This is a genomic window from Pelagibacterium montanilacus (assembly GCF_003992665.1).
GTDB lineage: Bacteria > Pseudomonadota > Alphaproteobacteria > Rhizobiales > Devosiaceae > Pelagibacterium > Pelagibacterium montanilacus.
The window spans coordinates 1-10,648 of sequence record NZ_RZMX01000005.1; the positions used below are offsets into that span (position 1 = coordinate 1).

Genomic DNA, 10,648 nt, shown 5'->3' on the forward strand with positions numbered 1-10,648 from the left:
TAGCATTACAGTTGCATTTTCGATTTGAGTTGTGCGCGTTGAGCGGCGGCCTGATGTGCTCGTCGCCAGAGCGACCATGCGATAATGGATGATGGATCAATGTGCGCGCGAGCAAGGCGGGTAGCGATGCGCCGGATTTCCTGAATCGACCATCGGATCAACTGTCGATCTTGCGCCTTGCGGGCCGCATCGTTTTTGGGGGCGGCACGGCGTTGGCGCGATGGCGGATAACCGCCACCATCGCGAAGGCGAGCATGACGAGCGATACATGGCGATGCCAGCCATGCCAGGATCGGGTCTCATTGTGGTCGAGGCCAAACTCGTTCTTGGCGGTTTCGAAACTGTCTTCTATCGCCCAACGGTGCCCCTCCACGGTGACCAATTTCTCCAGGGTCGTCCCAGCCGGACACCAGGTGGAGAAAAAAGCGAGGTCACCATCGGCGATGTTGCGGCGGATCATCAGCCCGCGGGTCCAGGTGCCGGCAAAGTCCGCGTCGAAATCATCGGCGTCAAGATCGGCGAGTTCGAGATAGGCCCAATCATGCAGTCTCGCGCCTTTGCTTCCCTCGCCTGCCGACAGCCGTCTCCAGGCCTCCTCCGGCAAGGCTTCGGCGATATCCTTTGCCGTTCCAGCCACGGCCAGCGACTTGTCCCATGAGCGGAAGGAATGGGTGGCGTTCACGCCCAGCACATAGCCCTTGCCTGCTCGTTTGAGGGCCATTTCGATGTCACCCACGCCATAGACGCTGTCGGCCGCCACCCAGGAGAACGGCACATTGCCAGCGATGGCGTGCTCGATCATGGTGAGCGCCAAGGCGGGTTTGGTGGCAAAGCGGACGTGTTCGGGCACATGCGCTGCCGCCAGACGATCCCGGTCATCCGTCCAGACTTTCGGCAGATAGAGCGCCCGGTCGATGAAGGCATGGCCGTGCCGGGAGACGTAAGAGGCGAACACGCCGATCTGGCAATTGGTGATCTTGCCTGCCGAACCTGTATATTGCCGACCGACCCCGCAGGACGCTTTGCCCTGCTTGAGAAAGCCGGTCTCATCAAGCACGAGGACGGCATCAGGATCCGCAAGCGTTTCGAGCGTGTAATCGCGTACGATGTCACGCAACCGATCCGCATCCCAGCGCCCCCGGCCCAGAATTGCCTGTTGCCGCCATGGACCAGGATCGCCTACCGCTTCCGCGCGCATCCAGCCCGTCTTGCGTCTTTCGTCCCCCAGCAGGCCATCCAAAAACTGCCCCGCTGAAGCTGCCACACGCTCCTGGGTGAACAACGGGCGCAGCCGTGCCTTCACTTCCCGTAACGAAGACGCCCAAAGTTCAAGCGTTGTCTCGACCGATGCACCTGTCATCCATGACCTCCGAATCATGGAAACTCATGGATTCAGATGTCAACCGAAAATGCAACTGTAATGCTAAAGCGGTATTGATCGTCGTTGGCGGACCGTATTCGGCTCGGCAATCTTGGCTACCGCAGCCTGTCTTACACACGTGGAGGATGCGGCTGATCACACGCCGATCATCAGTCCTACATGCACCCGGCTGGTTTTCTGGGAGATGCGGCTCGATCTCCGCCCAAGCCTTGCCACTCAACTAGAAGAGCCTTCTCATCCTTGCCTCCCTCACAAAACCGGCGGCGCGGAATCTGATTTGCTACCCACCTTCAACAACCTGATAGGCTTTTGACCGTAGGGAAGGCCAGCCGAATGCCCATCTACAGTCAATAACCATCTTTTCGTCACGAATCTGCTTTTTGGGGGAACTGGATGGGGGCCAGTGGCTCTGGAACTGGCGTAGGCAGCAACTTGTCCTGACCGGACATGAAATCGCCCTGTACCTGTTCGGTCAGGCGCTGCGCATCGCGGCGGCGGATATCGCCTAGCGCTTCGGTCACGGCGGCCTCGTCCCAGCCAAGGCGGCGTAGCCCTTCGGCCCCCATTTGCAAGGCCGATTCGACGGTCTCACGGATCTCATAGTCCACGCCCACGCGGATTAACTCTATCGAATGTCCCCGGTCATAGCTTCGCGCCAGCACTGCTGCATTCGGAAATTCGTGCTGGATCAGTTCGACGATCGTGCTGACTGCTCGACGATCATCGACGCAGATCAGGACCACCTGCGCTTGCGCCGCGCCCGAAGCGTGCAGGATGTCGAGCCGCGTTCCATCGCCGTAATAGACCTTGAACCCGAAGCGCGCTGCCTCCCGGATTCGGTCGGGGTTGTTTTCGATGACCGAGACCTGCTCGCACCGCGCCAGCAACATCTGCAGGGCGATCTGACCAAAGCGTCCGAAGCCGATCACCAGGACCTGCCCACGCAGCCCGTTCGCTGCCTCCACCCCATCCAGCGCGGCACCCGGGGCGCGCAGCAGCCGGTCGGCGGCGACCAGGATCAGCGGCGTGATCGCCATGGACAGGATCACGACAGTCGAAAAAATCGCATTTTCCCGCGCATCGATCACCTCTCCCGCCAGCGCCGCAGTGTAGAGCACAAAGGCGAACTCACCGCCCTGGGCAAACATGGCGGTTCGGCGCAAGGCGGGCAAAGTGGCTCCGCCGAAAGCCCGCGCCGTGGCAAAGATGGCCACCGCCTTGACCAGCACATAGACCACCAGCATGGCCAGCAGCAGCGGCCATTCCGTGGCCACGACAGCCAGGTTCAGCGACATGCCGACCGCCAGAAAGAACAACCCCATCAGAAGGCCCTTGAACGGCTCGATGTCGCTTTCGATCTGATGGCGATAGCTGGAGCCAGAGAGCAGAACCCCGGCCACAAACGCGCCCATCGCCATCGAAAGGCCCACAACCTCCATCAGAAGGGCGGCCCCCAACACGACAAGGAGCGCTCCGGCGCTCAACACCTCGCGGGCCCGGGCGCGCGCCAGCAGGGCAAAAAACGGATCGAGCAGCCAACGCCCGGCCACAAGCAGCGCCACCAGTCCCGACAGGGCAAGTGCCAACGGCCCAAACCCGGCCTCGCCCTGCCCGACAGGCGACAGAAAGGCGACAATCGCCAGCAACGGCACGATCAACAAATCCTCAAAGAGCAGGATCGAGACAGATTTCTGCCCCTCAGTGCTGGCGATCTCGCCGCGCTCCTGCAAGGTGGACATGATCACGGCCGTGGAAGACAGCACGAACCCCGCACCGGCGATGAACGCGGTGACCGGTGGCAGCGCGAAGACCAGCGCACCCGCCAACGTCAGCAAGGCAATCGCGAGGCTCACCTGAGCCAGCCCCAGCCCGAAGATCTGTCCACGCAGCGCCCAGAGCTTTTGCGGGCGCAGTTCCAGCCCGATGATGAACAGGAACATCACCACGCCCAGTTCCGCAAAATGCAGGATAGTATCCGGGTCGGTGAACAGCCCCAGCACCGAAGGCCCGACCAGTGCCCCGGCAGCGAAATAACCAAGCACCGACCCCAGCCCCAGACGCCGAAACAGCGGCACGGCAATCACCGCGGCTCCCATCAGCACGACCGCCGGGCCGATGACAGGCCCCAACCCTTCTGCGGCCATCGGCCCGCTCCTTTCAAAGTGCAACGCCCGCGCGCGGTCGCGCCAGGCTTCGTTTCCACTGTGGTGCCAGCCGCCGGATCACTCCGGCAGCGGGAGATGGTTCATTCGGACCGGCGGCTTTCGCCGATCACAACGCCCTGCGGCTCAAGGCGCGGCACTACCCTCAGCGTCCCGCCATCGATCTCCAACTGGCCGTTCAGCAGGAGATATCGTTGATCGGGAGTCAAGTCTTTGGCTGGCGCAACACGTCCTGCCAATCGGAACGGCGATCGAACTGTGCCTTTGGGAACGGACAGAGCAGGATGATGGCCACCCTGTGCCGCCGCGCATATCGGCAGATATCCTTGCCGATACGAATGCCTGGTATCGACGCATTCAGACTCCCCGAGCGGCTAGGCGCCACCGGTGCGGTCGAGCTGCAGATTGGCGACGCTGCTCCCCGACGGCTAGTCTTGGCGCGCATCAAGCTGTGTCGCGGAACGAGGAACGCTTAAGCTCTCTCGTGGGCCGGTCATTCGCCTCTCCCGAACGTCATCTGTCGGTCAGGGCTCCCCCCTCCGCGATTGAAGGGGAGCGGCCCCAGGGTGTCCGGATTTCGTGCAAAATAGTCGATCAGAGTTTCGGTGAGGACCCGGATTTTCCGCGCGGGATGCAGACCCGGCGGTCGGACGACATAAATGCCCGCCGAAGGCGGGGGGTAGTCCGTCATGATCGGGACGAGAACACCAGACGCCACATAGTCATGCAGGATGCAATCGGGGAGCCGGGCGATGCCGAGCCCTGCCGCCGCGGCGGCAGCGAGCGCCGCACCGCTGTCGGCCTTGAATCGGCCCTGCGGTTGAACCGTGACGATCTTGTCGCCGTCCAGAAATTGCCAGGCCTCTGTTCCCTGCATGAGCGCCTCATGGGCGACGACCTCATCGGGCGTCTGGGGCGCCCCGTGCGCCTTGATGTATCCGGGGCTCGCGACGAGCGACCCATGGATCGGGCCGATGCGATTCGCGATCAGGTTGGAATCCGGAAGGGTGCCGACCCGGATCGCGCAGTCGAACCCTTCCGCAATGAGATCGACGAAACGGTCGCTGTAGGAGGTATGGATATGGAGCAGCGGGTGGCGATGCGCCATCTCCGCGAGCGCGGGGGCAAAGCGCGTCGGGCCGGAGGTGAGCGGCACCGCGATCCTCAAACGGCCACGCAACCCGCCGGCCGGGACGATCGCTTCCCTCGCCGTGTCGATCTCGGCACTGGCCCGGGCCGCATGATCTCTGAATGTCGTGCCTGCCTCCGTAAGCGCGGCTCCGCGGGTCGTCCGTGCGAGGAGCTGGGTACCGAGTTCGGCTTCGATCCGAAAGAGCCGCCGACTTACGATTGACTTGGAGATGCCGAGCCGGCGCGCGGCGGCCGAAACGCCCCCGGCATCGGCCACGGCGACGAAGGTCTGCAGATCCTCGATGTTCATTCCGGCGTTCCTCGTCTGGCGACACAGCTCGCGCGAGTATGGCACTAGTGAAGTGTTCGTGGGAACGGCAGGTTGTGTGCATATTCGATGGCAAATTCGCCGAAGGATGCGAGAATGGAACTCCCGGCCTATCTGACCTTTCTCTTCGTCAGCGCGACCCAGGCCGCGACGCCCGGCCCTTCATCGTGAACAAGGCCATTGCCTATGGATGGCGCCGCGCGCTGGCCGCTTTGAGCGGCGATCTGGTGCGATCGCGTTGCTGGCTACCCTTTCCATCATTAGGTCGGGCGCTGTGCTCATGGCCTATCCGGTTGCGCTAGTCGCCCTGGGCCTTGCGGGTGCAGCACATATCCTAGGGTTGGCGTCGGTCCGCCCCGATCGCCGCACTGGCGCGATGTAGAGAACCTCTACCCACAACGTTCCGGAAGGAGAATCCATCATGGGCTTTGTCACGACCGACGACGGCGTACAGATTTTCTATAAGGACTGGGGCCCGCGGGGCGCCCAGCCCATCGTTTTCCACCATGGCTGGCCGCTTAGCTCCGACGACTGGGATGCGCAGATGCTCTTCTTTTTGTCGAAGGGCTATCGCGTCGTCGCGCATGATCGGCGCGGTCATGGACGGTCGGAGCAGGTGGCAGAGGGCCACGACATCGACCACTACGCGGCGGACGCCTTCGCCGTCGCCGAGGCGCTGGATCTGAGCAACGCGGTTCACATCGGCCATTCCACCGGTGGCGGCGAAGTGGCGCGCTACGTGGCGCGGCACGGCGAACCCGCGGGCCGGGTGGCCGTCCTTGTCGCCGCCATCCCGCCTCTGATGCTGCAGACCGAAGCCAATCCCGAGGGCACGCCAATGGAGGTCTTCGACGGTTTCCGGTCGGCCCTTGCCAGCAATCGCGCGCAGTTCTTCCGCGATGTCCCGGCCGGGCCGTTCTACGGATTCAACCGCGACGGCGCGACGGTCCATGTGGGTGTCATCCAGAACTGGTCGCGGCAGGGCATGATGGGAAGCGCAAAGGCTCACTACGACGGCATCAAGGCCTTCTCGGAAACCGATCAGACCGAGGACCTCAAGGCGATCACCGTGCCAACGCTGGTCCTGCATGGGGAGGACGACCAGGTCGTTCCGATCGCCGCCTCGGCGCTGAAGGCGATAGAACTGCTCCAGGACGGCATGCTGAAAACCTATCCCGGGTTCTCGCACGGGATGCTGACGGTGAACGCCGACGTCCTGAACGCCGACCTGCTGGAGTTTGTGACCAATTGAGAGGCTTTCAGGCTGCGGCAGCAGCCTAAACATCATGCTGGGCACGTCGTGATCCATCCCCACCTGCAAAGGAGAACCTGAGAACCATTGCCGCTGCAGCGTTCGCAGTTAGTATTTCCTCCAGCGCCTGTGCTGCTTGCGTCCGCAACATCGCGGCCGATCACGGCCCGCTGATCGATCGTGGCGTCAGTGAGGTTCATGCGGAACGAAAAGGTGCCTGAAGGCGCCAACGTGACGTCGGGGACAATGGGAAGCGGACGACAGTGCCGCCCCCTCTCGGGCCGCCTGGTCGCCGTCCTTGCCATATACCGAAGGGAGACATCATGGCCCATCGCATCCTCGTCCTTTATGGTTCCTACCGCACGGACCGGCTGGGCATCCGCCTTGCCCGGTATGTTGTCCGGGAGCTGAACGGCCTCGGTGCCGATGCAGAGCTGATCGACGCCAAGGCAGTCGATCTGCCCATGCTCGACCGCATGTACAAGGAGTACCCCGTCGGCGACGCACCGCCCGCGATGGAAGAGCTTGCGGAAAGCATTCGGAGCGCCGATGCCTTCGTCTTCGTCACCGGTGAATACAATTGGGGCATCCAGCCGGGACTGAAGAACCTGACCGACCATTTCCTTGAGGAATGGTTCTGGCGGCCCGCGGCAATCGCGAGCTATTCCGCAGGTCGCTCCTCCGGGGTTCGGGCGGCCCTCGCCTGGCATGGAACGATTTCCGAAATGGGGATGGTGCCGATTTCCAGCTCGCTCGCAGTGGGCAGCATCGGCAAGGCCCTGGATGCAGACGCGCACCCCGTAGGCGAATTTGGAGACGCCCTCGCCCGGGCCTTCCCACGCTTCGCCGCAGATCTCTCCTGGTGGGCCGAAGCGGCCCGGGTGCAGCGACAAAATACTGGCACGCCCTATTGATGCAGGTCAAAGCCCGGAACAGGATTGCCACGTGAGACGCAACCGACCCTGCCGCAAGTCTTCGGCCGCCGCTCCCGACCAGACAGCACAAGCTGGCAATCGCTGGGGCCCGCCGGCAGGCGACTTCCCAACCCACGAGAAAGGGGGACACCATGGACACTATCGTCTGGCAACGTATCGAGGCGGCGATCGTGTTCGTCACCGCGATCGCCCTGTTTGCTTATCTGGATCACAGCCTCGCTTGGTGGTTGGCCGTGATACTTTTTCTGCTGCCCGATGTCAGTTTCGCGGGCTATGCGCTTGGCCCGAAGGCCGGCGCCGTCGTTTACAACGTCGTCCACGTCTACGCCCTGGGGATGGTCCTGCTCGCCGTCGGCCTCGTTATCGGCTCGGGCACTGTCGCGGCCCTCGGCGCACTCTGGATGGGCCATGCCGGTTTCGACCGGATGCTGGGCTTTGGACTGAAGTCTCCCGAAGGATTCAAGATCACGCATCTGGGGCGCATCGGCTGACCGCTTGCCGGTTTCAGGTGCCGCTCCCATTGGAGCGGAGCGCCGTGCGCGTCCATACCAATCCGGCGAGCGTGGCAACGAGCCCGCCGAGCATCGCCCCCCGAAGCGTTTCATATTGAACAACACAGCTTCCTTAGAATCGAAGCTACTGACCCGAAGGGCTCCCCTCTACGTTGCGGAGGCATCACCGATGGAGAAGCTATGACTCATATTCTTGCGATAAACAGCAGCGTTCCCGGCAAAGCGTCCATATCGCATGCGCTTGTCGACGATGCCGTGCAGCATTCGTCGAGGGCGTTGCTAGGCGCGGTAGTGAACGTCTGGATCAAACTCCATGGAGAATCTGAGTCATGTTTGAACGATCAATAACCCGCGTCTCCACGATTCCGGCACTCGGACCTGGCTTCGCCGGCAACAATCACAAGGCCGCGCTGGTGGTGGAGCCTGATAACCTGCCCGCGACGGACCCTTTCTTCCTGATGGCTGACGACAACATCACCCAGGCAGGGCCCCTTGGAGATGCGCACCCTCATGCCGGGCTGGAGACCGTCACCTTCATGCTCAATGGTACACTGGAGGATATCAACGGCCGGCTGGACGAGGGCGATGTCGAGTGGATGACCGCTGGCAGCGGCATCGTCCATGGGGAAGACACAAAGACCTCCACCGGCATGCGCCTGTTCCAGCTCTGGCTGGTCCTTCCGGAAGCGCAGCGCAACATGGCTCCGCGCGTGCAGGTCCTCCGTAGCGCTGAGATGCCGGTACACGCTGAGCCTGGCGTTGTCGCAAAGGTTTACAGCGGGCGGTTGGAGCGTGCAGCGGCGCCGACACTGAACGAAGTTCCGGTCACGCTGGCCGACATCCGAGTGACGCCGGGAGCGGTCTTCACGCCGCAATTGCCTGCCCCCTACAATGTTTTCCTGGTGGTCATTGACGGAGACATCGAGGTTGGCAGCACTGCCGAAAGGCTGGGAGCGAACATGGTCGGCTGGTCGGAACCCTCCGCTGATGGCGCGAGCCTGCTTGCGATGCGGGCAGGCCGGCACGGAGCACGGCTGCTACTCTATGCAGGACAGCCGCAGAACATGCAGGTGGTTGCGAAAGGGCCCTTCATCGCCGGGTCGCAGGAGGAACTCGCAGGCTATTACGCTGCCTATCGACAGGGTAAATTCCCACACGCGGGCACATTGCGTCCTGTCGTTCACGCATAGCGTTCGGCCCAGTCGGTGTACACACCCAGAACCTTTTCCGGACTCGGCCGCCAGATTCCGATCTCGTCGTCACGATCCGTCCAAAGCCACGCGCAACGCTGAGCGAATTGAACGGCCCGCTGCGGCCGTTCAGGTTGGTTTGTCAGAAGCCCCATACCGGCCGTTCGAAGGGTATCCGGGTTTTTGCCTCGAACAGGTCCGGTCGCGTGCCAAATGCGACAACCTTCTGATTGGCTAGCGTTCCCTTGTACCCCGTCAGCACCAATGGCACAGATTTGAGCTTGTGATGTAAGGAGAGTTTTGGTCTCGTCGGAGTGACGAAGGAACGACGATGAGATCAAAATTCTCGAAAGCCAAAAAGCCTGCCGAGCAGGTGGTCAAGGACATCCGCCGCGCAACCCGGCGGCATTTTTCAGCAGAAGACAAGATCCGGATCGTGCTCGATGGCTTGCGTGGCGAGGACAGCATTGCCGAGCTGTGCCGCAAGGAAGGTATCGCCCAGAGCCTTTATTACACCTGGTCCAAGGAATTCATGGAAGCGGGAAAGCGTCGCCTTGCAGGTGATACCGCCCGCGCCGCCACCAGTGACGAGGTCAAGGATCTACGCCGTGAGGCCGGAGCGCTCAAGGAATGTGTTGCCGATCTGACGCTTGAAAACCGTCTGCTTAAAAAAAGCATGATCGGGGATGGGGACGACGACGCATGAGGTATCCAGCATCCGAAAAGCTCGAGATCATCAGGCTGGTCGAGCAATCCCATCTGCCAGCAACACGCACGCTCGATAAACTGGGAATTCCACGCCGGACCTTTTATCGCTGGTATGACCGCTACCTCGGTGGCGGCCCGGAGGCGCTGGAGGACAGGCCCTCGGCGCCCAGTCGGGTGTGGAACCGGATCCCGATCGATATCCATGATCAGATCATTGAGATGGCGCTTGAGCAGTCTGAACTCTCGCCTCGGGAACTGGCGGTGCGGTTTACCGACGAGAAGCGGTACTTCGTCTCTGAAGCCAGTGTTTACCGGCTTTTGAAGGCCCACGACCTGATCACCAGCCCAGCCTATGTGGTAATCAAGGCCGCCGATGCGTTCCATACCAAAACCTCCCGGCCCAACCAGATGTGGCAGACCGATTTTACCTATTTCAAGCTCATCGGCTGGGGCTGGATGTATCTCTCGACCGTGCTCGACGATTATTCCCGCTATATCATCGCCTGGAAGCTGTGCTCAACGATGCGGGCCCTGGACGTTACCGACACGCTGGACATGGCTCTGGCAGCCTCAGGGTGCGACCAGGTCAATGTCCACCACAAGCCTCGGCTGCTCAGCGATAATGGCCCGAGTTACATCGCGGGGGAGCTGGCCGACTACATCCAGGCCCAGAACATGAGCCACATCCGTGGAGCCCCCTGCCATCCCCAGACCCAGGGCAAGATCGAGCGCTGGCACCAGACACTCAAGAACCGCGTGCTACTGGAAAACTACTTCCTGCCTGGTGATCTCGAGGCCCAGATTGAGGCCTTCATCGAGCACTACAACCACCAGCGTTACCACGAAAGCCTCGATAACGTGACCCCGGCCGACGCCTACTTCGACAGGGCACAAACCATCATCAAACAGCGAGAAAGGATCAAACGACAGACCATCGAGCATCGGCGCTTGCAACACCGCAATCTCGCCGCTTAAAATCAACCCAGAGACGAGGCCAACGCTCCTCTATTCGACGCACCAAATTGCGCCAAATCATCTGACGACGGACA

At 61.8% G+C, this 10,648-nt stretch carries 8 protein-coding genes and 1 pseudogene; 5 read left to right on the plus strand and 4 right to left on the minus strand.

The features are described from left to right. Positions 1-157: 157 nt before the first annotated feature. From EO136_RS01140 to EO136_RS01155, 4 genes and pseudogenes are all read right to left on the minus strand, one after another. On the minus strand, positions 158-1,378 hold the full coding sequence (locus tag EO136_RS01140; protein ID WP_127142641.1) for an IS701 family transposase: 1,221 nt from the start codon (positions 1,376-1,378) through the stop codon (positions 158-160). A 58-nt stretch (positions 1,379-1,436) separates the two neighbouring features. Next, positions 1,437-1,601 (minus strand): annotated as a pseudogene (locus tag EO136_RS18770) (transposase); the annotation flags it as partial. Positions 1,602-1,746: 145 nt separating this feature from the next. Further along, complete coding sequence (locus tag EO136_RS01150) at positions 1,747-3,525, minus strand: monovalent cation:proton antiporter-2 (CPA2) family protein (protein WP_127142643.1); 1,779 nt, start codon at positions 3,523-3,525, stop codon at positions 1,747-1,749. 511 nt (positions 3,526-4,036) lie between these two features. Beyond that, a complete protein-coding gene (locus tag EO136_RS01155) occupies positions 4,037-4,984 on the minus strand; it encodes a LysR family transcriptional regulator (RefSeq protein WP_127142644.1) in 948 nt (315 codons plus the stop codon). A gap of 439 nt (positions 4,985-5,423) precedes the next feature. Between EO136_RS01155 and EO136_RS01160 the strand changes: the two genes are divergently transcribed. From EO136_RS01160 to EO136_RS01185, 5 genes are all read left to right on the plus strand, one after another. After that, positions 5,424-6,254 (plus strand): alpha/beta fold hydrolase, encoded by an 831-nt coding sequence (locus EO136_RS01160; RefSeq protein ID WP_127142645.1) that lies wholly within the window; start codon positions 5,424-5,426, stop codon positions 6,252-6,254. 323 nt (positions 6,255-6,577) lie between these two features. Beyond that, positions 6,578-7,168, plus strand: a complete 591-nt coding sequence (locus tag EO136_RS01165; RefSeq protein WP_127142646.1) for an NADPH-dependent FMN reductase — start codon at positions 6,578-6,580, stop codon at positions 7,166-7,168. Positions 7,169-7,320: 152 nt separating this feature from the next. Continuing rightward, positions 7,321-7,680, plus strand: coding sequence for a DUF4260 domain-containing protein (locus tag EO136_RS01170; RefSeq protein WP_127142647.1), 360 nt, complete (start codon positions 7,321-7,323; stop codon positions 7,678-7,680). Positions 7,681-8,030: 350 nt separating this feature from the next. Further along, positions 8,031-8,891 carry a pirin family protein gene (locus tag EO136_RS01175; RefSeq protein WP_127142648.1) on the plus strand — a complete coding sequence of 287 codons (861 nt, stop codon included), beginning with the start codon at positions 8,031-8,033 and terminating at the stop codon, positions 8,889-8,891. A gap of 331 nt (positions 8,892-9,222) precedes the next feature. After that, positions 9,223-10,574, plus strand: a protein-coding gene (locus EO136_RS01185) for an IS3 family transposase (RefSeq protein WP_127142649.1) whose coding sequence is annotated in 2 segments (ribosomal slippage) — positions 9,223-9,559 and positions 9,559-10,574 — 1,353 coding nt in all. Because the reading frame shifts where the segments join, the coding sequence is not laid out codon by codon here. The last annotated feature ends 74 nt before the right edge of the window (positions 10,575-10,648 follow it).

Excerpts from the sequence above, each read along its gene's own strand:
- EO136_RS01140 (WP_127142641.1), bottom strand. The coding sequence starts at position 1,378 with ATGATTCGGAGGTCATGGATGACAGGTGCATCGGTCGAGACAACGCTT.
- EO136_RS01150 (WP_127142643.1), bottom strand. The coding sequence starts at position 3,525 with ATGGCCGCAGAAGGGTTGGGGCCTGTCATCGGCCCGGCGGTCGTGCTG.
- EO136_RS01155 (WP_127142644.1), bottom strand. The coding sequence starts at position 4,984 with ATGAACATCGAGGATCTGCAGACCTTCGTCGCCGTGGCCGATGCCGGG.
- EO136_RS01160 (WP_127142645.1), top strand. The coding sequence starts at position 5,424 with ATGGGCTTTGTCACGACCGACGACGGCGTACAGATTTTCTATAAGGAC.
- EO136_RS01165 (WP_127142646.1), top strand. The coding sequence starts at position 6,578 with ATGGCCCATCGCATCCTCGTCCTTTATGGTTCCTACCGCACGGACCGG.
- EO136_RS01170 (WP_127142647.1), top strand. The coding sequence starts at position 7,321 with ATGGACACTATCGTCTGGCAACGTATCGAGGCGGCGATCGTGTTCGTC.
- EO136_RS01175 (WP_127142648.1), top strand. The coding sequence starts at position 8,031 with ATGTTTGAACGATCAATAACCCGCGTCTCCACGATTCCGGCACTCGGA.